Origin of the sequence: Microbacterium sp. NPDC058389 (assembly GCF_042722305.1) — a bacterium.
GTDB lineage: Bacteria > Actinomycetota > Actinomycetes > Actinomycetales > Microbacteriaceae > Microbacterium.
Genome location: NZ_JBHXJQ010000011.1, coordinates 1 through 23,235, shown reverse-complemented (window position 1 = coordinate 23,235; position 23,235 = coordinate 1). Strand labels below are relative to the sequence as shown.

19 protein-coding genes are annotated in these 23,235 nt (G+C 72.8%); 9 read left to right on the top strand and 10 right to left on the bottom strand.

All coding sequences use genetic code 11. The features are described 5' to 3' along the window. The first annotated feature begins 20 nt into the window (after positions 1-20). Positions 21-440 (top strand): histidine kinase, encoded by a 420-nt coding sequence (locus ACFWJ8_RS14575; protein ID WP_378812726.1) that lies wholly within the window; start codon positions 21-23, stop codon positions 438-440. Between the two features lie 27 nt (positions 441-467). Here ACFWJ8_RS14575 and bcp read toward each other — a convergent pair whose 3' ends face one another. The 3 genes from bcp to aroA are packed head-to-tail and all read right to left on the bottom strand — an operon-like array spanning position 468 to position 3,450. Beyond that, complete coding sequence (gene bcp, locus ACFWJ8_RS14570; RefSeq protein ID WP_378812723.1) at positions 468-938, bottom strand: thioredoxin-dependent thiol peroxidase; 471 nt, start codon at positions 936-938, stop codon at positions 468-470. A gap of 31 nt (positions 939-969) precedes the next feature. Further along, positions 970-2,028, bottom strand: coding sequence for a ribosome small subunit-dependent GTPase A (gene rsgA, locus ACFWJ8_RS14565; protein WP_378812721.1), 1,059 nt, complete (start codon positions 2,026-2,028; stop codon positions 970-972). Between the two features lie 39 nt (positions 2,029-2,067). Continuing rightward, a complete protein-coding gene (aroA, locus tag ACFWJ8_RS14560) occupies positions 2,068-3,450 on the bottom strand; it encodes a 3-phosphoshikimate 1-carboxyvinyltransferase (protein WP_378812719.1) in 1,383 nt (460 codons plus the stop codon). Positions 3,451-3,618: 168 nt separating this feature from the next. On the opposite strand from aroA, the gene ACFWJ8_RS14555 reads away from it, so the two are divergent. After that, positions 3,619-4,242 carry a sigma-70 family RNA polymerase sigma factor gene (locus tag ACFWJ8_RS14555; protein ID WP_378812716.1) on the top strand — a complete coding sequence of 208 codons (624 nt, stop codon included), beginning with the start codon at positions 3,619-3,621 and terminating at the stop codon, positions 4,240-4,242. Then, a complete protein-coding gene (locus ACFWJ8_RS14550) occupies positions 4,239-4,484 on the top strand; it encodes an alpha-ketoglutarate decarboxylase (protein ID WP_378812714.1) in 246 nt (81 codons plus the stop codon). The genes ACFWJ8_RS14555 and ACFWJ8_RS14550 overlap by 4 nt, the downstream gene beginning before the upstream one ends. 23 nt (positions 4,485-4,507) lie before the next feature. On the opposite strand, the gene ACFWJ8_RS14545 is transcribed toward ACFWJ8_RS14550, so the two are convergent. From ACFWJ8_RS14545 to ACFWJ8_RS14525, 5 genes are all read right to left on the bottom strand, one after another. After that, positions 4,508-7,090, bottom strand: coding sequence for an AAA family ATPase (locus tag ACFWJ8_RS14545; RefSeq protein WP_378812711.1), 2,583 nt, complete (start codon positions 7,088-7,090; stop codon positions 4,508-4,510). Between the two features lie 93 nt (positions 7,091-7,183). Then, positions 7,184-7,435, bottom strand: a complete 252-nt coding sequence (locus ACFWJ8_RS14540) for a hypothetical protein (protein ID WP_378812709.1) — start codon at positions 7,433-7,435, stop codon at positions 7,184-7,186. After that, a complete protein-coding gene (locus tag ACFWJ8_RS14535) occupies positions 7,432-7,734 on the bottom strand; it encodes a DUF4242 domain-containing protein (protein ID WP_378812706.1) in 303 nt (100 codons plus the stop codon). The genes ACFWJ8_RS14540 and ACFWJ8_RS14535 overlap by 4 nt, the downstream gene beginning before the upstream one ends. Before the next feature lie 122 nt (positions 7,735-7,856). After that, complete coding sequence (locus ACFWJ8_RS14530; protein WP_378812704.1) at positions 7,857-8,759, bottom strand: diacylglycerol kinase; 903 nt, start codon at positions 8,757-8,759, stop codon at positions 7,857-7,859. Beyond that, complete coding sequence (locus ACFWJ8_RS14525) at positions 8,756-10,441, bottom strand: FAD-binding oxidoreductase (RefSeq protein ID WP_378812701.1); 1,686 nt, start codon at positions 10,439-10,441, stop codon at positions 8,756-8,758. The genes ACFWJ8_RS14530 and ACFWJ8_RS14525 overlap by 4 nt, the downstream gene beginning before the upstream one ends. A 34-nt stretch (positions 10,442-10,475) precedes the next feature. On the opposite strand from ACFWJ8_RS14525, the gene ACFWJ8_RS14520 reads away from it, so the two are divergent. The 3 genes from ACFWJ8_RS14520 to ACFWJ8_RS14510 all read left to right on the top strand — a co-directional run bounded on the left by ACFWJ8_RS14520 (position 10,476) and on the right by ACFWJ8_RS14510 (position 14,180). Beyond that, the gene (locus tag ACFWJ8_RS14520; RefSeq protein ID WP_378812698.1) at positions 10,476-11,072 is read left to right on the top strand and encodes a TetR/AcrR family transcriptional regulator; all 597 of its coding nucleotides are present in this window, start codon (positions 10,476-10,478) and stop codon (positions 11,070-11,072) included. Next, positions 11,069-12,628 carry a glycerol-3-phosphate dehydrogenase/oxidase gene (locus tag ACFWJ8_RS14515; RefSeq protein ID WP_378812695.1) on the top strand — a complete coding sequence of 520 codons (1,560 nt, stop codon included), beginning with the start codon at positions 11,069-11,071 and terminating at the stop codon, positions 12,626-12,628. Before ACFWJ8_RS14520 ends, ACFWJ8_RS14515 begins: the two co-directional genes overlap by 4 nt. A gap of 169 nt (positions 12,629-12,797) precedes the next feature. Further along, positions 12,798-14,180: an APC family permease gene (locus ACFWJ8_RS14510; protein ID WP_378812692.1), complete on the top strand. Its 1,383-nt coding sequence runs from the start codon at positions 12,798-12,800 to the stop codon at positions 14,178-14,180. Positions 14,181-14,264: 84 nt separating this feature from the next. Here the strand turns inward: ACFWJ8_RS14510 and ACFWJ8_RS14505 are convergent, their stop codons facing one another. Next, entirely contained in the window at positions 14,265-17,999 is a 3,735-nt protein-coding gene (locus ACFWJ8_RS14505) for a multifunctional oxoglutarate decarboxylase/oxoglutarate dehydrogenase thiamine pyrophosphate-binding subunit/dihydrolipoyllysine-residue succinyltransferase subunit (protein WP_378812689.1), read from the bottom strand. A gap of 177 nt (positions 18,000-18,176) precedes the next feature. Here ACFWJ8_RS14505 and ACFWJ8_RS14500 point away from each other — a divergent pair, with 177 nt between their 5' ends. Beyond that, positions 18,177-19,634, top strand: coding sequence for a GuaB1 family IMP dehydrogenase-related protein (locus tag ACFWJ8_RS14500; RefSeq protein WP_378812687.1), 1,458 nt, complete (start codon positions 18,177-18,179; stop codon positions 19,632-19,634). Positions 19,635-19,689: 55 nt separating this feature from the next. On the opposite strand, the gene ACFWJ8_RS14495 is transcribed toward ACFWJ8_RS14500, so the two are convergent. Beyond that, positions 19,690-20,565, bottom strand: coding sequence for an LLM class flavin-dependent oxidoreductase (locus tag ACFWJ8_RS14495; protein WP_378812684.1), 876 nt, complete (start codon positions 20,563-20,565; stop codon positions 19,690-19,692). A gap of 175 nt (positions 20,566-20,740) precedes the next feature. Between ACFWJ8_RS14495 and ACFWJ8_RS14490 the strand changes: the two genes are divergently transcribed. Further along, on the top strand, positions 20,741-22,072 hold the full coding sequence (locus tag ACFWJ8_RS14490; protein WP_378812963.1) for a hemolysin family protein: 1,332 nt from the start codon (positions 20,741-20,743) through the stop codon (positions 22,070-22,072). Then, positions 22,069-23,127 (top strand): hemolysin family protein, encoded by a 1,059-nt coding sequence (locus tag ACFWJ8_RS14485; RefSeq protein ID WP_378812682.1) that lies wholly within the window; start codon positions 22,069-22,071, stop codon positions 23,125-23,127. The genes ACFWJ8_RS14490 and ACFWJ8_RS14485 overlap by 4 nt, the downstream gene beginning before the upstream one ends. Positions 23,128-23,235 lie beyond the last annotated feature (108 nt).

The following is a 23,235-nucleotide window of genomic DNA, read 5'->3' as shown; positions in this document are numbered from 1 at the left end:
GACGGAGAATGCGGACAAACGTGTCCGGAAGGGTCGCCGCGGTGCTGGTCGGCCTCGAAGGAGTGGGCATCGCCGCACTGGTGGTCTGGCAGATCGTGGAGATCCTGCGGGGCGACACGGACTCCCTCGCGAGCGCCCTCGCGCTCATCGTGCTGAGCCTCGTCGGCGCGGCCGCGGTCATCGCCTTCGCCGTCGCCGTGTGGCGCGGTCTGTCGTGGGGCCGCTCCGGCGGCATCGTCACGCAGCTGCTGATCCTCGCCGTCGCGCTCGGGGCCGTCACCGGCGCCTTCGCCGCGCCCGGCATCGCGCTCGCGCTCGCCGTGCCGGCCGTCGTGGTGCTGGTGCTGCTCATCCTCGCCGTGCGCGATGCGGGTCGCACCGCACGCCGTGACGGCGAGGGCGGACCCGACGAGCGGCCGCGGGGCGCGGCATCCCGCTAGTCCCGACAGGATCGCCGGGACGAGGGCTCAGACGCCCAGCAGCGTCCGCACGCGGGCGACGTGGCCGGTCGCGCGCACGTTGTACAGGGCGTGGATGACACGGCCCTTCGCGTCGATCACGATGGTCGAGCGGATGACGCCGAGGAACGTCTTGCCGTAGTTCATCTTCTCGCCCCACGCGGCGTACTTCTCCAGCACCTTGTGGCCGGGGTCGCTCAGCAGGTCGTAGGTCAGGCCGTCGCGCTCGCGGAAGCGGCGCAGCTTCTCGGGCTCGTCGGGCGAGATGCCGAGCACCGTGTAGCCGGCGGCCTGCAGCGGCGCGAGGCTGTCGCGGAAGTCGCACGCCTCCTTCGTGCAGCCGGGCGTCATCGCGGCCGGATAGAAGAACAGGATGACCGGGCCGCCACGCAGGTCCTTCAGCGTCACCGGGCGCTCGTCCTGGTCGGGGAGCGTGAAGGCGGGAGCGAGGGAACCGGGTTCGAGGCGCTGCGTGGTCACCCGTCCACTCTAGGCGGCAGGCTCGCGCGACCTACGCGCCGGGCTCCTGGGCCTTCTTCGCGAACGTCTCGAGCAGGCGCTGCAGCGAGTCCAGCCGCGCCGCGCCGCCGGGACCGAGCCTGCCCTCCTCGACCGCCTCGACGATCGCGCAGTCGGGGGCGTCGGGCAGATGCGTGCACCCGCGCGGGCACTCCTCGGCGATCTCGGCCAGATCGGTGAACGCGCGCAGGATGTTCGCGGGGTCGACGTGCCCCAGTCCGAACGACCGGACGCCCGGGGTGTCGATCACCCAGCCGTTGCCGCCCTCGCCGCGATAGCGCAGCGAGACCGTCGAACTGGACGTGTGGCGTCCGCGCCCGGTCACCTCGTTGACGTGCCCGGTGGCGCGCTTCGCGTCGGGCACGAGCGCGTTCACGAGCGTCGACTTGCCGACGCCGGAGTGCCCGACGAACACGGTCGAGTGCCCGATGAGCGCCGCGCCGATGCGCTCCAGCGGCATCTCTTCGCGTCCGCTCGTGAACACCTCGAGGTCGAGCCCGTCGAAGTGCGCCAGGAACTCGGAGGGGTCGGCGAGGTCGGTCTTCGTGACGACGAGGAGGGGACGGATGCCGGCGTCCAGGGCGGCGACCAAGTACCGGTCGACGAGCCTCGGCCGCGGCTCGGGATCGGCGGCGGCGACCACGACGAGCATCTGGTCGGCGTTGGCGACGATGACCCGCTCGACCTGGTCGGTGTCGTCGGCGCTGCGACGCAGCAGCGACGTGCGCTCCTCGATGCCCACGATGCGCGCGAGGGTGCCTTCGTCGCCGGAGGTGTCGCCCACGACGCGTGCGCGGTCACCCGTGACGATCGGCGTCTTGCGCAGCTCGCGGGCGCGGGTCGCCAGCACGGTGTGCTCCTCGGGGAGATCCTCGTCGACCAGAACGGTGTACCGGCCGCGGTCGACGCCGAGTACGCGGGCGATCTCGGCGTCGCTGTGCGCCGGGCGCCGCTTCGTGCGCGGTCGATTCGCCTTGGGGTTCGGCCGCACCCGGACGTCGGCCTCGTCGAACTCGGGTTCGTCGTCGTCGAAGTCGTCCAGCCAGCTCATGCCGTCGTCCCGGATCGCTTCATGCTGTCGAAGGCCGCGTCACGAGGCGCGCACCGACTCCTCCGCGAGGCCGCCCTCGGCGCGGTCGTCGCCGTCGCCCTCGAGCATGCGCTGCCAGATCTGCGGGAACTCGGGCATCGTCTTGGCGGTGGTGCCGATGTCGTCGACCTCGACGCCCGGCACGGCCAGTCCGATCAGGGCGCCCGTGGTCGCCATGCGGTGGTCGTGGTACGCGTGCCACACGCCGCCGTGCAGCGGCCGGGGGACGATGCGGATGCCGTCGGGCAGCTCGTGGGCCTCGCCGCCGAGGGCGCGCAGCTCCGCGACGAGCGCCGCGATGCGGTCGGTCTCGTGCCCGCGGATGTGGCCGATGCCGTGCAGCGTCGACGGGGACTCCGCGAACGCCGTGAGCGCGAAGATCGTCGGGGCGAGCTCGCCCGCGGCCGACAGGTCGAGATCCACGCCCTGGATGCCGGCGCCCGCCGTGACCGTGAGCGCGCCGCCCCTGCGCACCACGCGCGCGCCCATGAGCGACAGGATGTCGGTGAGCATGGCGCCGGGCTGCGTGGAGTGGGCGGGCCAGCCGGTCACCGACACGGATCCGCCCGCGACCATGGCCGCGCCGAGGAACGGCGCCGCGTTCGACAGATCGGGCTCGATGGCCACGTCCTTGCCGCGGATGGTGCTCGCGGGCACGATCCACTCGCCGACGGCCGGACGCTCGACGTGCACACCGCGGTGTGCGAGGGACTCGACGGTCATGTCGATGTGCGGGATGCTGGGCAGCCGCTCGCCGGCGTGCACGAGGTGGAGGCCGACGTCGAACCGGGGGGCTGCGAGCAGCAGGCCCGAGACGAACTGGCTCGACGCGCTCGCGTCGATCGTGACCTCGCCGCCGCGCACGTGGCCGTGGCCGCGCACGATGAAGGGGAGCGCCCAGCGGGCGCCGTCGTCGATGTCGACGCCGACGTCGCGCAGGGCAGTGATCATGGCGCCCATCGGGCGGTGCAGCGCGCTCTCGTGCGCCGTGAGGGTGACGTCGCCGCGCGCGAACCCGCCGAGCGCCGCGACGAACCGCATGACGGTGCCCGCCTGACCGCAGTCGACGACGGTCTCGCCGCCGAGCGGCCACACCGGCGTGACCTCGATGTCGTCGCCGTAGAGGCCCGCGCCCGGCACGAGCTCGATGCCGACGCCGAGCGACCGCAGCGCGTCGATCATGCGCGCGGAATCGTCGGAGTGCAGCGGGGCGATCAGCCGGCTCGGAGCATCGGCCAGCGCGGCGAGGATGAGCTCGCGGTTCGTGAGCGATTTGGAGCCCGGCACGGTCACGGTGGCACGCAGCGCGCCCGCCGCGACAGGCGCGTGCCAGTGGCCGCGCGCGGTCGGCGCGGAAGTGGGGGAATACCCGTCGGCTGTCATCGGGTTCTACCCTACTGAACCGGTGCGACAGCCCCGGGAGACACCCACGAGCGGAGCCGGATGTTCGCCACACTTGATCGCGTCGAGACCGATGCGTCGTCGCTGAGCCTCGGGTCGCGGCATCCCGCCCCGGCAGGCTTGGAGGCGGCCGCCGTAGACTGGCGCGTGATGAGCGATTCGATCGACCAGGCCGCAGAAGCCGCGGCGCCCGCGCAGGACGCACGGGCGCAGTTCGAAGAGCAGGCGCTGCCCTTCATGGACCAGCTCTATGCCGCGGCCATGCGGATGACGCGCAATCCGGCCGATGCGGCCGACCTCGTGCAGGAGACCTTCGTCAAGGCGTTCGCGTCGTGGAAGACCTTCACGCAGGGCACGAACCTCAAGGCGTGGCTCTACCGCATCCTGACGAACACGTACATCAACACGTACCGCAAGAAGCAGCGCGAGCCGTATCAGGGCACGATCGACGACCTCGAGGACTGGCAGCTCGGCGGTGCCGAGTCGACCACCGCGACGAGCACGCGCTCGGCGGAGGCCGAGGCGATCGACCACATGCCCGCGTCGGTCGTGAAGGATGCGCTGCAGTCGATCCCCGAGGACTTCCGGCTGGCGGTGTACCTCGCCGACGTCGAGGGCTTCGCCTACCAGGAGATCGCCGACATCATGAAGACCCCCATCGGCACGGTCATGAGCCGTCTGCACCGTGGCAGGCGAATGCTCCGTGAACTGCTGGCCGACTACGCAAAGGAGCGCGGCATCCAGACCGCCGCCTCGACGAGGAGCACGAAATGACCGACTGCGGCTGTGAGAAGGCGCGGCGCGACCTGGAGGAGTACCTGCGCCACGAGGTCTGCAAGACCTCGCAGACCGATATCGCCGAGCACCTGGAGCATTGCGAGGGGTGCCAGGACGAGGCGCTCGTCGCCCGCACGCTGACCGAGGTGCTGGCCCGGGCGTGCAAGGAGAGCGCGCCCGAAGAGCTGCGCGACCAGGTGCTCGCGAAGCTGCGCGCGGCGCAGACCGTCACGAGCTGATCCGACCCGGTCGACGGTCGGCGTCAGTCGATGCCCAGACTCGCGGCTGCGCGCACGATGTCGCGCCGGCTGCTGAGTCCCAGCTTGCTCAGCACCGCCGACACGTGGTGGTCGGCCGTCTTTGGCGAGATGTAGAGCTCGTGTGCGAGCTCGGCGTTCGTGAGGCCGCGCGCGACCAGACGTGCCACGTCGAGCTGACGGTTGGTCAGGCCCGACGGGTTGGCGAGCGTCGCCGTGCGCGGTCGGGCGGGGAGCGAGCGGATGCCTCGTTCCGTGAGCATGCGTCGGGCCCGGGCAGCCGTGGCCGGCACGTCGAGCGCGTCGAGGCTCGCGAGCCCCGCGGCGGCCGTGGCGGCATCCGTCGCATGAACCGCCGCCATCGCGGCGTCGAACGGTGCGCCGAGGCTCTGCCAGGCCCGCGCGGCCTCGTCGTGGCGACCGGAGAGCTCGAGCCGATGCGGCTCGGGCAGGGACTCCGGGATGCCGCCGGCCGCGGCCGCGCTCAGGCCGAGGCGCCCGAGCCAGACCCGCAGGTCGCCTGTCGCCCAATGGGTGCCGGTCAGCGCCGAGGCGGCCTCGAGCGCGGCGCCCGCGTCGGCGAGGCCCGGATCCGCGGTGCCCGAGACCCAGGCCCGCTCGGCGACCGCGCTCAGCACCGCGAGCGTCGTGAGCGACTCGTCGAGGTCGGCGGCCAGCGCGGCCGCTGCCGACACATGCGCGTCCGCCGTCGCGGGGTCGTCACCGCGTCTGACGGCCAGCAGCGCCGCCACGATGTGCGGCCAGATCTCCGCCAGCGGGGGTCCGCTGCCGTCGAGCACGGCCGCCGCGTCCTCGGCCGAGGCCGCCCAGCGCCCGCGGAACAGGTGCAGTCGTGACCGCATGCCGGTCTGCCACTGGCGGCACACCGCGATGTCGCGGTCGACGGTGAGCGGGATCGACTCGGCCAGCAGCGTCTCGGCATTGACGAGACGCCGATGCTCGACGTCGAGCGCCGACAGGTTCGAGTACGCCGTCGTCCCGATCTCGTCGAGCGAGTCCGCCAGCGCCGTCGTCGCGTGCTGACGCAGCAGCTCACGCGCGGACGTGTCGCCTTCGACGAGCCGCGCGGCGGCTTCGGTGATCGACAGCCGGAGGTCGGCGGCCTGTGTCGTCTCCGTCGCGCGCAGTGCGGACGCGATCTCACGGGCCGCGTCGAGATCCAGCCGGCGGAAGGCGAGGTAGGCGCGCGTCGCCTGGGCCGAGGCGAGGGCCGCAGGCCCCGCACCGGCCGCGGCCGCGGCATCCGCCTCGTGCTCAGCGGCATGACGGCGGGCGGAGTAGTACTCGACGACGGCGCGCCTGTCGTGGGCGGCGCTGATCCCGTCGTGGTCGCCCAGCCGCTCGCGGATCCGCAGCGCCGCGTCGATGGACGAGAGGGATGCGGGCAGCAGGCTGACCATGTACTGCTCGGTGCTGAGCAGCTCCAGCAGGCGCGCGCGCTCTGCCGTGTCGCCGTCGAGCCCGTCGAGCGCGAGGGCGAGGAAGGCGACCGCCTCGGTGTGGGATCCGGTGCGGGTGGCGTCCTCGGCGGCCCGGACGGCGTACCGCAGGGTGCGCGCGCGGTCGCCGGCGGCCGCGGCGTGGTGGGTGAGCACAGCGTCGTCGGCGCCGCCCACCCGCTCCCACGCGTCCAGCACACGGCGGTGCAGCAGCGCCTCGACGCCGGGCTCGGTGCTCGCGACGACGGCGAGGCGGGCCAGCTCGTGGCGGAATCCGATGCCGTGCGACGTCCGGACGAGCAGCCCGGTGGCCTCGAGCCGGCGCAGCGTCGGCACATCGATGCCGTCGTCGTCGAGCCCCGCGAAGGGCAGCAGCCGATCGTCGAAGGCGTCGGGGGCGGTCGCGATGAGCTGCAGCGCCCCCAGCTCGGCACCCGTGAGGCCCGTCGTGCTCGCGATCACCGCGTCGCGCACGGTCGGCGGCAGCTCCTCGCCCGGGCTGCGGGCGATCTCGGCCACGAAGAACGGGTTGCCGCCGGTGAGGGCGCGCACGTGTGCGGCATCGGCGCCCCGGTCGCCGAGCAGCTCGCGCACGGCATCGACCGAGAGCGGGGGCGCGGCCACGCGCGTCGCGGAGTCCATGCGTGCGATGTCGCCGATCAGCGCCAGCAGCGCGTGGCCGAGCGGCACGTCGCGGTGCGCGATCACGAGCACGACGGGCGACGCCTCGATGCGGCGCACCAGGAACCGCAGCACTTCGACGGAGGCGGCGTCGATCCACTGCGCGTCGTCGATGACGAGCACCGTCGGCGCCGCCGACACCTGCGCCGCGAAGCGGGCCTCGGTGCCCAGCAGCGTGTCGGCGTCGGCCGGATCGCCCAGGGCCGCCTGCACGTCGCGTACGGGTCCGAGCGGACGGGGCGTCGACAGCGGATCGCAGGCGGCGCGCAGCACGCGCACGCTCTCGGGGACGCCGGCGAGTGCGGCGGTCACGAGGCTCGTCTTGCCGGCGCCGGCATCGCCGGCCACGGTCACGACGGACCCCGACGCCGACCCGTCCGTCGCCGTGCCGCGCGCGATCGCCCCTGCCAGCGCGTCCAGCTGCGGCGCGCGCTCGAACAGCCCCATGGCGCCATCGTAGGCTCCGGCGCCGCCGGGCGGGCGGTCTCCGGCCGTGGCGTCAGGGGGCTGTTCGAGCCGCCGCGCGTCCACCGTCGCGGGTCAGCGCGGGGTCGGGCCGCCGAGTGCGACGTCGGCGTAAGCGCCGGTGCGCATCGCCTCGAGAGCGTGCGCCACCGCCCGCACCCGGGTCATCTCGGCAGGGTCGACCGCCGGGCGCCGGCGGGATGCCTCCACGCCGGCACGGACGGTGGCCACGAGTCGCAGCATCCCTCGTCTCACGCCGGCCGCGAGGGTGCGCAGGGCGGCGCCCTGCTCGGCCATCGCTGCCGGTGTGACGTAGACGGCGGTCATGCCGCGGCCTCGGCGGACGGCATCCCGTCGTCCGCGGTCTGCGGGCCGAACTCGGCGACGACCTCCGAGACGAGGTCCGCAGGGAACCCGCCGCGGCGTGCGTGCTCGCGGACCGTCTCGGGCTCGTCGGTGCGGTGGATGCAGTAGAGCTTGTCGCCGGCGACGTACGTGGTCACCCACTCGTAGGGGAGCCCGAGCGACTCGACCGCCCGGTTGGAGGTGCGTGCGATCTCGACGAGGTCGTCGTGGCTCATCTGCGAGGCGCCGGGGACGTTGCGTTCGATGATGAAGGTGTTCATGGGACTTCCGATCTGTGAGGCACCCGGGCTGTCCGGGTTGACTCCATCGTCGGGATCGCGCGCCGTCACGACATCGGGAGCGGTTCCCCATGTTCGCGGCCGCGACCTGCCCAGATGCGACCTCAGGCGGGCGTGAAGATCGTGAGCGCGCCGGGCACCACGTCCACCGTCAGCGGCAGCGCGCCGATCGGGTCGCCGTCGGCATAGGCCGTGACGCCGGGGGAGGCGAGACGCACCGACCGCACGCGCGTGATCGACACCTCGGGCACGCTCGCGTGCGTGCCGCGGTAGACCTTCGGCAGCAGCCCGAGCAGGCGCAGCCGCCCCGCCGGACGCACGAGCACGAGGTCGAGCAGGCCGTCGCCGGGGTCGGCGTCGGGGGCGATCGGGATGCCGCCGCCGTAGGTGCGCCCGTTGCCCACGGTCGCCATCACGAGGTCGCCGTGCACCTGCTCGCGGGTGCCGTCCGCGCGCTCGTACTCGATGTCGTACGGGATGCCGGCGAGGGTCAGGAACTCCACGAGGATCGCGATGTTGTAGCGCGAGCCGCCGCGGGGCCACCGCATGGCGTTGGCGCGGTCGTTGACCTTCGAGTCGAAGCCGCTCGCGAGCACCGAGCCGAAGTAGCGGGTCGAGCCGTCCTCGCGCGTGACGCGCGCCAGGTCGATGTCACGGGTGACCCCTGCGGCGATCGCGTCGGCGGCCGCGGCGACGTCGAGCTCGCGCAGTCCGAGCGTCGCCGCGAAGTCGTTGCCGGTGCCGGCCGGGACGATGCCCAGCGGGATGCCGGTCCCGGCGACCTCCTGCAGTGCGAGGTTGACGGTGCCGTCGCCGCCGGCCACGGCCACCGCGTCGACGCCGACGTCGATGGCGGCACGCAGCAGGGCGGACGACTCGTCGGCGCTCCCGCCGCTCAGGATCGAGGTCTGCACGCCGTGGGCGCGCAGCCGCTCGGCGGCGTGCGTCGCGGCCCCCGTGTGGGCCCCGGCGCGCGCCGCGGGGTTGACCAGCAGCGCGACCCTCACGCGCCGGCCTCGGACGTCTCGGCGGGCACAGCCACCGGCGCGACGAGCGCTCCCGGGTTCATGATCCCGTTCGGGTCGAGCGTCGCCTTCACGGCGCGCAGCACCGCGACGCCGAGCGGGCCGATCTCGGCTTCGAGGTAGGGCCTGTGGTCGCGGCCGACCGCATGATGGTGCGTGATGGTGCCGTGGGCGTCGCCGATGGCGCGGGAGGCGGCATCCTTCGCCCTCGCCCACTGCTGCTGCGGATCGTCGGTCAGCGCCGCGACGACGGTGAAGTAGAGCGATGCCCCCGCGGGGTACACGTGCGAGATGTGGCACAGCACGATCGGCTTGGTCCCGACGGCCGTGAGCGCGGCGCTCAGCGCGTCGGTGACGGCCGCCTTCAGCGCGGGCAGGTCCGCCCACGTCGTCGCGGTCTCCAGCGTCTCGGCGAGGACCCCGACGTCCATGAGGGTGTCGCGCAGCGCGGGCGATGCGAAGCGGCCGCGCTCCCACGAGCGGGCCGGGTCCTCGCCGCGGGACTTCGCCCCGTGGGCGGCGAACACGGCGTCGAGCGTGTCGCGGACCGCTTCGGCCTCGGCGGCTGTCGCGCCCTCGAAGGTGGCGACGGCCAGGCATCCGCGCAACCGCGTGAGGTGCCCGCCCATGGCGGCGTTGACCTTCGTCTCGGTCTCGTCGCTCAGCCTCAGGACGGTGGGCCGGATGCCGCGCTGCGTCGCCTCGCGGAACGCCGCCGCCCCCGCGGCGAAGTCGGGGAAGGTCCAGGCGCGGTACCCGGTCGCGGCGGGGATCGGCCGGATGCGCACCGTGATCTCGGTGAGCACGCCGAACGCCCCCTCGGACCCGAGGAAGAGTTCGCGCAGGTCGGGACCGGCTGCGCTCGCCGGCGCCCGGCCGAGGTCGAGGTCGCCTCGCGGTGTCGCGACGCGCAGCGCGTGGACGAGGTCGTCGAAGCGGCCGTAGCCGCGCGAGGCCTGACCGCTGGACCGCGTCGCGGCGTAGCCGCCCAGGGAGGCGTACTCGAAGCTCTGCGGGAAGTGCCCGAGGGTAAACCCTCGGGCGCCGAGGAGCTCCTCGGCCTGCGGGCCGGTCGTGCCGGCACCGAAGGTCGCGAGCAGCGACACCTCGTCGAGGGCCAGCAGCGCGGCCGTGCGCGACAGGTCGAGCGCGATGACCGACCGCTGCGCGCCCCGCACGGGGTCGACGCCGCCGACGACCGACGTGCCGCCGCCGAAGGGGACGACGGCGAGGCCGCGCTCGTCGCACGCGTGCAGCACCGCCGCGGTGGCAGCGTGGTCGGCCGGCGACACCACCGCGTCCGGGGCCGTCTGCGGGTCGTCCTGACGACGGCGCAGCAGGTCGGGGGTGCTCTTGCCGCCGAGGTGGAGCGCGCGGACGCGGTCGTCGCGCGTCGCGTGCTCGGCGCCGACGATCGCGGCCAGCGCGTCGAGGTCGTCGTCGGCCAGCATCGACGGCGTCAGCGTCGGTCGCTCGCGGCGCGGCACCGGATGCGCCTTGCCCGGCAGCAGGGTCGCGACGATCGCCTTTGCCGCGGCGGGGAGGTGCGCGGGGGTCGAGCCCCACGCGTCCCAGTCGCCGCGGGGGCGCGGAGCCGGGATATCGAGCGGTCGCGCGGAGGGCGCAGAGTCGCCGGCGGGAGTCGTGGGCACCGTCGCAGCCATGGCGACAGTATGACACATTCTGTATGGTTGTCACATGGCCGATGGAGTCTCCGACACCGAAACCGCGATCCTCGACGCGGCCCTCGCCGAGGTGCTGGATCACGGGATCCGCCGCACGACGGCATCCGACATCGCCCGCCGCTGCGGGATCGCCCGTCAGACGCTGTACCGCTACTGGCCCGACGCCGAGGCCGTCTTCGCCGCCCTGGTGACCCGCGAGCTCGTGGCCGCACTGCCCGTCGCGGGGAGCGACAGCGCCGACCTCCACGAACTCGTGGGGCTCCTCGTCGAGACCGCGGACCGCGTGCGCGCGCTGCCCCTGGTCGACCGCCTGCGCGACACCGACCCCGAGCTGTTCGCCCGGTACATCCTCGACCGGCTGGGCACCAGCCAGCGCGCCATCCACGCCGAGACGGCGCGACGCCTGGCCGCCGGGCAGCGTGCGGGGTACGTGCGCGAGGGCGACCCGGTGCAGCAGGCCGCCATGGTGTTGCTCATCGCGCAGTCCGCCGTGCAGTCCGCGCCGATCGTCGCCGAGTGGCTTCCGGCCGACGCCTGGCGGGCGGAGCTGTCGGCCGCGCTCCTGGGCTACCTGTCGCCGGCGGCCGCCGCGGGCGGAGGACGGGCATGAGCACGCGCATCATCGGACGGACGCCGCGGTCGTCGGCGCTGTCGGCCGCGCGCCGCGCGCGGGAACTGGACGCCCTGGGCGACGGCGCCCAGGTCGACGTGCTCGTCGTCGGCGGTGGGATCACCGGTGTCGGGATCGCGCTGGATGCCGCCGCCCGCGGCCTGCGGACGGTGCTCGTCGAACGTCACGACCTCGCGCACGGCACGAGCCGGTTCAGCTCCAAGCTCGTGCACGGCGGGCTGCGGTACCTGGCCTCGGGGCAGGTGGGGATCGCGCACGAGAGCGCGGCCGAGCGGCACCTCCTCCTCACCCGCACGGCGCCCCACCTCACGCGGGCGCTCGCGCAGATCGTGCCGCTGTACGACCCCGGAGCGGTCGCCCAGGGCGCCTACATCGGGCTCGGGTACGAGCTCGGCGACGGGCTGCGGCGCGCCGTGCGCACCCCCGGCTCGGTGCTCCCCGCACCAGGGGCGATCGGTCCCGCCGCCACCCGCAGGCTCGCTCCCGCCGTCCGCGGCGACGGCCTCCGCGGCGGCGTACGCGGCTGGGACGGACAGCTCATCGACGACGCCCGGCTGGTCGTCGCGGTGGCACGCACGGCGGCCGGGTACGGGGCATCCATCCTCACCCGTGTCGAGGCGGTGTCGGTGACGGGCCACGGTGCGCGGCTCCACGACCTCGTCTCGGGCCAGACGCTCGGCGTGCAGGCGCGCGCCGTCGTGAACGCGACCGGCGTGTGGGCCGGCGAGCTCGACGCCGACGTGAGGCTGCGGCCCAGCCGCGGCACGCACCTGGTGGTGCCGACCGAGCGTCTCGGCGGCTCTGACGTCTCGCTCACCGTGCCGATCCCGGGCTCGTCCAGCCGGTTCGTGTTCACGCTGCCCGCCGTCCACGGCCGCACGTACATCGGCATCACCGACGTGCCCGTCGACGGGCCGGTGCCCGATGTCGCGCACGCGAGCGACGCCGAGGTCGACGAGCTCCTGGCCGTGGTCAACACCGTGCTGGAGTCCCCGCTCACGCGCACCGACGTGCTCTCGACCTACGCGGGGCTGCGCCCGCTGCTGGCGGGAGAGGCCGACGACGACACCAGCGACCTGTCGCGCCGCCACGCCATCCTCGAATCCCGGGCCGGTGTGCTGAGCGTCGTCGGCGGCAAGCTCACGACCTACCGGCGCATGGCCGAGGACGCCGTGGATGCCGTCATCCGCCGCGACCCGTCCTTCCCGTCGCACCCGTCGCCGACGCGCAGACTGCCGCTAGTCGGCGCATGGCCGCGGCCGAGGCTGGGCGAGATCGATGCCTCCCCGCGCCTCGTGCGCCGCTACGGCGCCGAGGCCGCGTACGTCGCCGCGCTCCCCGACGGGCCCTGGGCCGCGCGCGGGGTGACCGCGCAGGAGCTCGAATGGGGCGTCCGCGTCGAGGGTGCCCTCGGTGTCGACGACCTGCTCGACCGCCGTACGCGGCTGGGTCTCGTGCCCGCGGACCGCGATGCGTCGATGGATGCCGCCGCCGCGGCGTTCTCCCGCGCCGGGGTGACGCCGCTCGACGCGTGAGGTCCCGTCCTCGGCTGAGGGCCGTTGCCGATCTGCGGACCGCCACGCCGTCGTGACCTCCGCAGCCCGGCTCTGATCCTCAGATGGGGAGCCCGGTATGGCAGGAAAGCGCCCCGGAACGGCCGGTAGAGGTGATGCGGGCGTCGGAGGCCACAGTCACACTGGGACGGTGACCTCGACGCATCCGCACGGCAGCCTCGGCATCGTGCAGGGCACCGCCCTGTACATCGCGTCGGTGCTCGGCACCGGCCTGCTCGTGCTGCCGGGGCTGGCCGCCGAGGTCGCCGGACCGGCGTCGATCGTCTCGGTGCTCGCCGTGATCGTGCTGGCCGTACCGCTCGCGGGGACCTTCGCCGCGCTCGCCGCGCGCTACCCCGATCCGGGCGGCGTGGCCAGCTACGTCCGCCGCGCGCTCGGCCCCACCGCCGCCCGGGCGACGGGGTACTGGTTCTACTTCGGCGTGGCCGCCGGGTTCCCGGTGCTGGCCATCCTCGGCAGCGAGTACCTCAGCGCGATCCTCCACATCGACCGGGCCGCCGTGACTCTGCTGGTCTTCGCGATCCTCGTGCCGCCGTTCGTCGTCAACATGCTCGGCGTCCGGGTGGCGGGCTGGGTCCAGTTCGTGCTCACGGGGCTGCTCGTGGGCATCGTGGTGTTCGTCGTGGCCGCCGCGTTCCCCGCGGTCGAGGCATCCCGGTTCGAGCCGTTCCTCCCGCACGGCTGGGCGGGCGTCGGCACCGCCGTGAGCCTGTTCGTCTGGGCGTTCGCGGGCTGGGAGGTCGGCACGCACATCTCGGGGGAGTTCCGCGATCCGCGACGCATCATCCCGCTCGCCACCGGCATCGCGCTCGTCGTGACGGGTCTCGCCTACCTGCTGCTGCAGATCGTGACGGTCGGGGTCCTCGGCGAGGACGCCGGCGCGGGCGCGGTGCCGCTGCTCTCGCTCGCCGAGGCCGTGGCACCCGGCTTCGGGCCCACCGCCGTGGGTGCGGTGGCCGCGATCGTCGTGCTCGGAGTCATGAACTCGTACCTCGCGGCGTTCGGCAAGCTCGGCGCCTCGCTCGCCGCCAACGGCGATCTGCCGCGGGTGCTCGCGCCCGGGGCCGAGGCGGGGGGAGTGCCGCGCCGCGCGCTGCTGGTGACGCTCGTGATCGCCCTCGCGTACTCCACGATCGCGCTGCTGACCGGCGGCGACCTGCAGACGTTCATCCTCATCCACACCAGCAACATGGTGTCGATCTACGCTGCGGGGATGATCGCGGCGACGCTCATCCTGCCGCGGTTCACCGCCGGCTGGTTCATGGCCGTCGTCGCCGCCGTGCTGTCGGTGGGACTGCTGTTCCTGGCCGGCGCGAACCTGCTGCCCGCGGCCCTGCTGGCGCTCGCGGCAGTCGCGGTCACGGTGTGGCGGCGGATCCGGCGCCGGCCTCGCCCGGCGGACCACGGGGCCGCAGAAGTCGCCGCGCCGGCAGCCGAGGCCGCACCGGCACGCACGGGCGACGCGCAGGCCGCGCCGACTGTCGCCGAGACTCCGGGCCGCACGTCGGGGTGAAGACGACGGCGGTCCGGGCATCACGAGATCCGGCCCCGGACCCTCAGCGTCGCTGAGGATCCGGGGCCGGATCGGCGTGCCGGGTCAGGAGACCGCGAGCGCCGCCTGGAGGATGGCGGACTGCTCGGCCGCGTGCACCTTCGGCGAACCCGTCGCGGTGGACGCCGCGGAGGCACGCGAGATGTTGCTGATCGTGCGGCCGTTCAGGTGCTTCACGACCTCGAGCGCGATGAAGGGCCAGGCGCCCTGGTTCTCGGGCTCGTCCTGCACCCACACCAGTTCGGCGTTCGGGTACGAGTCGATGACGGCGTTGAGCTCCTCGACCGGTGCGGGGTAGTACTGCTCGAGCCGCACCAGCGCGACCGCCGGGTTCGGGTTCTTGTCGAGCTCGGCGCGCAGGTCCCAGTGGATCTTGCCGGCGTGCAGCAGCACGCGCTTGACGGCCGACTTGTCGACGCCGCGGTTGTCATCCAGCACCGGCTCGAACTTGCCGGTGAGGAAGTCCTCGACCGGGCTGGTCGCGCCGCGCAGACGCAGCATCGCCTTCGGGGTGAAGACCACCAGCGGGCGGCGCGGCCGGGCGTACGCCTGACGACGCAGCAGGTGGAAGTACGACGCGGGGGTCGAGGGGCGTGCGACCGTCATGTTGTCCTGCGCGCACAGCTGCAGGTAGCGCTCGATGCGCGCGGACGAGTGGTCGGGCCCCTGGCCCTCGTAGCCGTGCGGGAGCAGCAGGGCCACGCTCGACTGCTGGCCCCACTTCTGGTCCGCCGACGAGATGAACTCGTCGATCACCGACTGGGCGCCGTTGGCGAAGTCGCCGAACTGGGCCTCCCACAGCACGAGCGAGTCGGCGCGCTCCACCGAGTAGCCGTACTCGAACGCCATCGCGGCGTACTCGCTCAGCAGCGAGTCGTACACGTAGAAGCGCCCCTGATCCTCACTGAGGTTCGTGAGCGGGATCCACTCCTGGCCGTTGGCGCGGTCGTGCAGCACCGCGTGGCGCTGCACGAACGTGCCGCGGCGCGAGTCCTGGCCGGCCAGGCGCACGTTCGTCTTCTCCAGGAGGAGCGAGCCGAACGCCAGCAGCTCGCCGAAGCCCCAGTCGATCGAGCCGTTGCGGCTCATGTCGAGGCGCTTCTCGAGCAGCTGCTGCAGCTTGGCGTGGACCGTGAAGCCCTCGGGCTTGTTCACGAAGGTGTCGCCGATGAGGTTGATCGCCTCACGCGAGACGCCCGTGGTCTCGGGCTCGCCGGCGGCCGGCTGGGCGGCGGCATCCGGGACGACGACGGGCGACGATCCGGTCTCGGCGGCGTGGGTCTCGGCGAACGCGATCTCGAGGCGGTTCTGGAAGTCCTGCTTGGCCTTCTCGTACTCCTCCTCGGTGATGTCGCCGCGACCGACGAGCGCCTCGGTGTACAGGCGGCGGACCGAGCGCTTCGCCTCGATGAGGTTCGTCATCAGCGGCTGCGTCATCGACGGGTCGTCGCCCTCGTTGTGACCACGGCGGCGGTAGCAGACGATGTCGACCACGACATCGCGGTGGAACCGCTCGCGGTACGCGAACGCCAGCTGCGCGACGCGGGTGACGGCCTCGGGGTCGTCGCCGTTCACGTGGAAGACGGGAGCCTGGATCGTCTTGGCGACATCGGTGGCGTAGACCGAGGTGCGCGCATCGGTGGGCGTCGTGGTGAAGCCGACCTGGTTGTTGACCACGACGTGCACGGTGCCGCCCGTGCGGTAGCCGCGCAGCTGCGACATCTGCAGCGTCTCGACGACGACGCCCTGGCCCGCGAAGGCCGCGTCGCCGTGGACGAGGATCGGCAGCCACGTGAACGTGCCGATGGGCTTGCGGTCCTGCTTGGCGCGGACGATGCCCTCGAGCACGCCGTCGACCGTCTCGAGGTGCGACGGGTTGGCGGCGAGGTACACCGGCAGCTCGGACTGGTTGTCGGCGACGAACGTGCCCTCGGTGCCGAGGTGGTACTTGACGTCGCCCGATCCGCTCTTCGAGCCGATCGCGACCGATCCCTCGAACTCGCGGAAGATCTGGCTGTACGTCTTGCCGGCGATGTTCGTCAGCACGTTCAGCCGGCCGCGGTGGGCCATGCCGATCGCGGCGCCGTCGAGGCCCGCCTCGGCCGCACCCTGCAGGATCTCGTCGAGCAGCGGGATGAGCGATTCGCCGCCCTCCAGGCTGAAGCGCTTCTGGCCGACGTACTTCGTCTGCAGGAAGGTCTCGAACGCCTCGGCCTGGTTCAGCTTGTCGAGGATGCGCAGCTGCTCGTCGTGGCCGGGCTTCTGGTACTTGACCTCGACGTTCTCCTGGAACCACGCGCGCTGGCCCGGGTCCTGGATGTGCATGTACTCGATGCCGATGGTGCGGCAGTACGAGTCGCGCAGCACGCCGAGGATGTCGCGCAGCTTCATCTGGCGCTTGCCGCCGAAGCCGCCCGTGACGAATTCGCGGTCCAGATCCCAGAAGGTGAGGCCGTGGCTCTCGATCTCGAGGTCGGGGTGGGTGCGCTGCACGTACTCGAGCGGGTCGATGTCGGCCATGAGGTGGCCGCGCACGCGGAACGAGTTGATGAGCTCCTGCACGCGCGCCTGCTTGTCGACGCGCTCGGCGAGGTCGACGTTGATGTCGGCGGCCCAGTGGATGGGCGCGTACGGGATGCGCAGGGCGCGGAAGATGTCCTCGTAGAAGCCGCGCTGCCCGATGAGCAGCTCGTGCACCTTCTTGAGGAACTCGCCCGAGCCGGCGCCCTGGATGACGCGGTGGTCGTAGGTGCTCGTGAGCGTGATCGTCTTGCCGATCGCGAGCTCGTTGAGCGTCTTGTCGCTCGCGCCCTGGAACTCGGCGGGGTACTCGAGGGCGCCGGCGCCGACGATGCAGCCCTGGCCCTTCATGAGGCGGGGGACCGAGTGCACGGTGCCGATGCCGCCGGGGTTGGTGAGCGAGAGCGTCGTGCCCTGGAAGTCGGCGGCCGTCAGCTTGTTGCCGCGGGCGCGGGTGACGAGGTCCTCGTAGGTCGTGAGGTACTCGTTGAACGTCAGCTGCTCGGCGCGCTTGATGCTCGGCACGAGCAGCGCGCGGGTGCCGTCGGGCTTGGGGAGGTCGATCGCGATGCCGAGGTTGACGTGCGCGGGCGCCACGACCGAGGGCTTGCCGTCGATCTCGGCGTAGAACACGTTCTGGCTCGGGAACTCCTTGAGCGCCTGGATCAGCGCCCACCCGATGAGGTGCGTGAAGCTGACCTTGCCGCCGCGCGTGCGCGCCATGTGGTTGTTGATGACGATGCGGTTGTCGATCATCAGCTTCGCCGGGACGGTGCGCACGCTCGTCGCGGTGGGGACGGTGAGCGACTCGTCCATGTTCGCGGCGAGGGTCTTCGGCATGCCGCGGAGCGTCGTGACGACGTCCGCTTCGGGGGCGGGGGCCTCGGCCGAGGACGGCTGCGCCTTGGGCACCTGTGCCGGGATCGGCTGCGGCGCGGCCGGCCGGGCGGTCGTGCGGGCCACCGGCTGGGCGCCGATCACCGGGATCGGGGCGGTCACCGGGCGTGGCTCGGATGCCGCGGGCTGTGTCGTCGCCGGGTGTGCGGCCTCCGACACCGGCGCCGCAGGCGGGGCCGCGGTCTCGGCGGCGGGAGCCGCCGCGCCGTCGGCCGGGTGGTAGGCCTCTAGGACGGGCCACCACGCCTTGTCGACGGAGTTCCGGTCGATCTTGAACTGCTCGTACAGCTCCTCGACGAGCCATTCGTTGGCTCCGAACTCTCCTTCGTTCGAAACCCCGACGCCCGTCACCTGGCTCGACACCCTGAATCGCCTGCTTCCATCAGTGAAGTTTGGGTTTGCGTGCAGGGTGCTGACGCCTGGACACGCATCGGTTAAGCCTAGCCCAGTCCGAGGGCGGGGTTCCGGCCTCCCGGTCGCGTCAAGCTGAAAGAACCCGCATGATTCGCCGCACAGCAACTGTCACTACCCTTGGCAGTCATGGAGTTCTACGGCGAAACCCCCGATGTCGACCTGACGTACTCGGATGTCTTCCTCGTCCCCCGACGCTCGGCGATCACGAGCCGACTCGACGTCGACCTCGCGCCGGGCGACGGCACGACGGCCACTCTGCCGCTCGTGTCGGCCAACATGAACTCGGTCACCGGCGCCCGCCTGGCCGCGACGCTCGCCCGTCGCGGTGGACTCGGCGTCCTGCCGCAGGACATGCCGCTGCAGGAGCTCGACGCGGCGATCCGGTGGGTGAAGGCGCAGCCCGTGCAGTGGGACACGCCGCTCGTGCTGCCGCCCGACGCGACGGTCGCCGACGCGGCCCGGCTGCTGCTTCCCACCGAGGGGCACGGGATCGTCGTCGCGGACGCCTCGTCCGGCCAGGTGGATGCCGAGGACATCCTCGGCGTGGTGCCCGCCACCCGCCTGGGAACGGCCCTGCCCGACGCGCGCCTGGGCGATCTGGCGCGCGGGCGCGCGGCGTCCGTCGACGCGGACGACATCGAGAGCGCCCGTCACGCGTTCGACGTGATCGTCGCCGCCGACGCCGAGACGGTGTGCGTACTGCACCACGGGCATCTCGTGGGCACCCTCTCGCGCCGCAGCGCGCTGCGCTCGACGCTCTACCGCCCGGCCGTCGACGCGTCGGGCCGACTCATCGTGGCCGCCGCGATCGGGATCAACGGCGACGTCGCCGCCAAGGCGCAGGCCCTCGCTGCCGCCGGTGTCGACGTCCTCGTCGTCGATACCGCCCACGGCCACCAGGAAGGGATGCTGCGTGCCCTGCGCGCTGTCGCGGACCTCGATCTCGGCATCCCGATCGCGGCCGGCAACATCGTCAGCGCGGAGGGCGTGCACGACCTCGTGACCGCGGGCGCGACGATCCTCAAGGTCGGCGTCGGACCCGGCGCCATGTGCACGACGCGCATGATGACCGCCGTCGGGCGCCCGCAGTTCTCCGCCGTGCTCGAGACCGCCGAGGCCGCCAGGGTCATGGGCGCGCACGTGTGGGCCGACGGCGGCGTGCGCTACCCGCGCGACGTCGCGCTCGCGCTCGCCGCGGGTGCCGCGTCGGTGATGATCGGCTCGTGGTTCGCCGGCACCATCGAGGCGCCCGGCGAGCTGCAGGTGGACGGGTCGGGCCGCGCGTACAAGGAGTCGTGGGGCATGGCCTCGACGAAGGCCGTGCACGAGCGCTTCGGCCGTCTGGACCCGTACGAGCTCGCGCGCAAGGAGCTGTTCGCCGAGGGCATCTCGTCGTCGAAGATCTACCTCGACCCGCTGCGTCCCGGTCTCGAGGACCTGCTCGACATGATCACGTCGGGCGTGCGGTCGTCGTTCACCTACGCGGGCGCCTCGACAGTCGCCGAGTTCCACGACCGAGCGCGTGTCGGCCTGCAGTCCGCCGCGGGCTACGACGAGGGCAAGGCGCTCCCCGTCAGCTGGTGAGGGACGTGGATGCCGGGCCGCCGGCATCCACTCGTCCCCGCGTCCGCGCGACGCGTCAGCGCAGGCGAGCCAGCGCGCGCTCGTGCACGGCGGGATCGGAATCCATGCCGGCGGGGGAGTCGGGTCCGTAGACGACGAGCTCGTCGAAGCCGAGCGCGGCGGTGCGCTCGGCCGCGGCGAGGTAGTCGCCGGCGCTCGTGGTGGGGCGCACCTGGCCGAAGCCCAGGAGCAGCGACCGGCGCACGTCGGCGGGTGCCCGGCCGGCCGTCGCGCACGCCTGTGCGAAGCCGTCCGCCTGGCGGCCGAGCAGGTCCCAGTACTCGTCGGGCGCGAGAGCCGTGGAGCCCGGGCCGCCATACGTGTTCCAGGTGTCGGCGTGCGAGGCGGCCAGCGCGAGGGCGCGCGGGCCGTGCGCGGCCAGCAGCAGCTCGGGGCGCGGCGTGCCGGCCGGGGCGGGCGTGGTCTCCAGGCCGTGGAACGAGAGCGTCGCGCCCTCCCAGTCGGTCGCACCGTCGAGGACGGCGGTGTAGCCGCGCACGACGTCGGCGAACCGCGCCGACATCTCGCGCGGCGTCGGGCGTCGTCCGTGATCGGCCAGGGCGCACGTCGGAGCGCCCGCCCCGAGCCCGAGCACGAGGCGTCCGCCGGTGATGTCCTGCACGGTCATCGCGATGCGGGCGAGCGTCACCGGAGTCCGGAGTACCGCCGACGCCACGAGCGTCCCGAGCCGGATGCGCTCGGTCGCGCCGGCCGCCGCGGTGAGCGTCGTGAACGCCTCGCTCAGCCACATCCCCGGCGCGGTCGCGTGCGTCAGATGATCGTAGGTGTACACGACGTCGTAGCCGACCCCGTCGGCCCAGCGGTACCAGCGCTCCTGCTCGCGCCACGACCCGACCGGGGGGATCACGACGCCGATCCTGTCCAGTGCCATGCCGACATCGTGTCACCGCCGACGGCAGTGCGGGGGATGCCGGCGCAGGACGTCCGTTCCGGTCCGGGCTCTGCGGCACCGCCTGCCGTAGACTGGTCGGCACGATGGACGACCCCCCTAGTTGTAGACCCTCGCCCCACCGACCCGACTCCCGCATGAACGGGGGTGATGCGTGATGGACTACGTCATGCTGGGCGTGGGGCTCCTGCTCACCATCGGCACCGGTCTGTTCGTCGCGAGCGAGTTCGCGCTCGTGAACCTCGACCGTGCCGACCTCGAGGCCCGTCAGGCCGCCGGAGAGTCCCGTCTGTCGCTGACGATCGGCGCGCTGCGGATCACCTCCACCCATCTGTCGAGCGCGCAGCTGGGCATCACGCTGACGACCCTGCTCACCGGTTACACGATGGAGCCGGCGATCTCGAACCTCCTCGCGCCCGTCTTCGACGCGTGGGGCGTGCCGGCGAGCGTCGCCCGCCCGCTGGCCGCGATCATCGGCGTCGCGATCGCGACGGTGTTCTCGATGATCCTCGGCGAGCTCGTGCCGAAGAACTTCGCGCTGGCCGTGCCGCGGCAGACCGCCAAGCTCGTGATGCCGTTCCAGGTGGCGTTCACGACCGTGTTCCGCCCGGCGATCGTGGTGCTCAACGGCAGCGCGAACGGCGTGCTGCGGGCCATGGGCGTCGAGCCCAAGGAGGAGCTGTCGGGCGCCCGCACCGCCGAAGAGCTGTCGAGCCTCGTGCGCCGCTCCGCCAGCGCGGGCGTGCTCGAGGAGGACACCGCGTCGCTCCTGGACCGCAGCCTCACCTTCGCGCGGCTGACCGCGGCCGACGTCATGACGCCGCGGCCCAGCATCCACGCGCTCGCCGCCGACGACTCCGCCGAGGACGTCATCCAGCTCGCCCGCCGCACCGGGCACAGCCGTTTCCCGGTGTACGACGAGTCGATGGACGACATCACCGGCATCGTGCATCTGAAGGCCGCCGTGAGCGTGCCGCGCGAGCGTCGCGCCGATGTGCCGGCCGCCGCGCTGGCGACCGAGCCGCTGCGCTTCCCCGAGGCGGTGCACCTCGACGCCCTCGTGGCCGAACTGCGGGCCCGCGGATACCAGATGGCCATCGTCGTCGACGAGTACGGCGGCACGGCCGGTGTCGTGACGCTCGAAGACCTCGTGGAGGAGATCGTCGGCGAGGTGCTCGACGAGCACGACCGCCGCCGTGCGGGCATCGTGCGGGTCGAGGACACCGTCCTGTTCCCCGGGGAGCTGCGGCCGGACGAGGTGCGCGACCGTGCCGGCATCCGGATCCCCGAAGGCGACGTGTACGACACCGTGGGCGGCTTCATCATGAGCGTGCTCGAGCGCATCCCCGTCGTCGGCGACGACGTCGAGATCGAGGACGGCACGCTCGACGTGCAGCGTATGGACGGGCGCCGCGTGGACCGTGTCCGCTTCACGCCGAGGCCGATGCCCCACGACGCCGACGCCGCCGAGGGAGGTGAGCGCCGATGAACGACTGGGCCGGAATAGCGTGGCTGGTCGTGCTGCTGGTCGCGAACGCCTTCTTCGTCGGCGCCGAGTTCGCCGTCATCTCCGCGCGGCGGTCGCAGATCGAGCCGCTCGCCGAGAAGGGCTCGCGGTCGGCCAAGACCGCGCTGTACGCCATGGAGCACGCGACGCTCATGCTCGCGACGAGCCAGCTCGGCATCACGATCTGCTCGCTGCTGATCCTGAACGTGTCGGAGCCGGCGATCCACCACCTGCTGGCCGCGCCCCTGGGGCTCACCGGCTGGTCGGAGGCGCTCGTCGACGGCGTCGCCTTCGCCGTGACTCTCGTGCTGGTGTCGTACCTGCACGTCGTGTTCGGCGAGATGGTGCCCAAGAACCTCGCGTTCTCGGTGCCCGATCGCGCCGTGCTGATGCTCGCGACGCCGCTGGTGTGGATCTCGAAGGTGTTCCACCCCGTGATCGTCACGCTCAACTGGATCGCCAACCACGCCGTCCGACTGTTCCGCGTCGAGCCGAAGGACGAGGCCGCCTCGACCTTCACGCTGGAGGAGGTCGCGACGATCGTGAACCAGTCGCGCATCGAGGGCGTCCTCCAGGACACCGCGGGCACGGTCGCCGCCGCCGTCGAGTTCACCGACAAGAAGGCCGCCGACGTCGGCGTGCCCCTGTCGGACCTCGTCACGCTCCCCGAGACCACGACGCCCGACGAAATCGAGCGCGCCGTGTCGAAGCACGGGTTCTCACGGTACGTGATCGTCGACGAGGGCGGCGAGCCGGTGGGCTACGTGCACCTGAAGGACATCCTGCGTGCCGCGGAGGGGCCGGATGCCGCGACCGACGTCGCGCGTCAGATCCCGACCAAGCGCATCCACCACATGGTGCCGGTGCTCGAATCGACCGACCTCGAGGACGCGCTCGCGGTGATGCGCCGCGCCGGACGCCACCTGGCTCAGGTGCGCGACGACGCCGGGCGCACGACGGCGGTGCTGTTCCTGGAGGACATCATCGAGGAGCTCATCGGCGAGGTGCAGGACGCCACGCGTCGCCGCGGCTACTGACGCCGGACCTCGTTTGGGGATGCCGCGGCCCCGGGCCGCGGCATCCCCTGCGTCCTCGGCACCAGCAAGGGCTTGGGGCGCGTCCCGTCCCTCGGGGCGCATCGTGCG

Bases quoted from the DNA above. Each gene is read 5' to 3' on its own strand.
- ACFWJ8_RS14500 (WP_378812687.1), top strand. From the start codon at position 18,177: ATGGAGTTCTACGGCGAAACCCCCGATGTCGACCTGACGTACTCGGAT.
- ACFWJ8_RS14490 (WP_378812963.1), top strand. From the start codon at position 20,741: ATGGACTACGTCATGCTGGGCGTGGGGCTCCTGCTCACCATCGGCACC.
- ACFWJ8_RS14525 (WP_378812701.1), bottom strand. From the start codon at position 10,441: ATGGCTGCGACGGTGCCCACGACTCCCGCCGGCGACTCTGCGCCCTCC.
- ACFWJ8_RS14555 (WP_378812716.1), top strand. From the start codon at position 3,619: ATGAGCGATTCGATCGACCAGGCCGCAGAAGCCGCGGCGCCCGCGCAG.
- ACFWJ8_RS14535 (WP_378812706.1), bottom strand. From the start codon at position 7,734: ATGAACACCTTCATCATCGAACGCAACGTCCCCGGCGCCTCGCAGATG.
- ACFWJ8_RS14520 (WP_378812698.1), top strand. From the start codon at position 10,476: ATGGCCGATGGAGTCTCCGACACCGAAACCGCGATCCTCGACGCGGCC.
- aroA (WP_378812719.1), bottom strand. From the start codon at position 3,450: ATGACAGCCGACGGGTATTCCCCCACTTCCGCGCCGACCGCGCGCGGC.
- ACFWJ8_RS14495 (WP_378812684.1), bottom strand. From the start codon at position 20,565: ATGGCACTGGACAGGATCGGCGTCGTGATCCCCCCGGTCGGGTCGTGG.
- ACFWJ8_RS14545 (WP_378812711.1), bottom strand. From the start codon at position 7,090: ATGGGGCTGTTCGAGCGCGCGCCGCAGCTGGACGCGCTGGCAGGGGCG.
- rsgA (WP_378812721.1), bottom strand. From the start codon at position 2,028: ATGAGCTGGCTGGACGACTTCGACGACGACGAACCCGAGTTCGACGAG.
- ACFWJ8_RS14550 (WP_378812714.1), top strand. From the start codon at position 4,239: ATGACCGACTGCGGCTGTGAGAAGGCGCGGCGCGACCTGGAGGAGTAC.
- ACFWJ8_RS14485 (WP_378812682.1), top strand. From the start codon at position 22,069: ATGAACGACTGGGCCGGAATAGCGTGGCTGGTCGTGCTGCTGGTCGCG.
- ACFWJ8_RS14540 (WP_378812709.1), bottom strand. From the start codon at position 7,435: ATGACCGCCGTCTACGTCACACCGGCAGCGATGGCCGAGCAGGGCGCC.
- ACFWJ8_RS14515 (WP_378812695.1), top strand. From the start codon at position 11,069: ATGAGCACGCGCATCATCGGACGGACGCCGCGGTCGTCGGCGCTGTCG.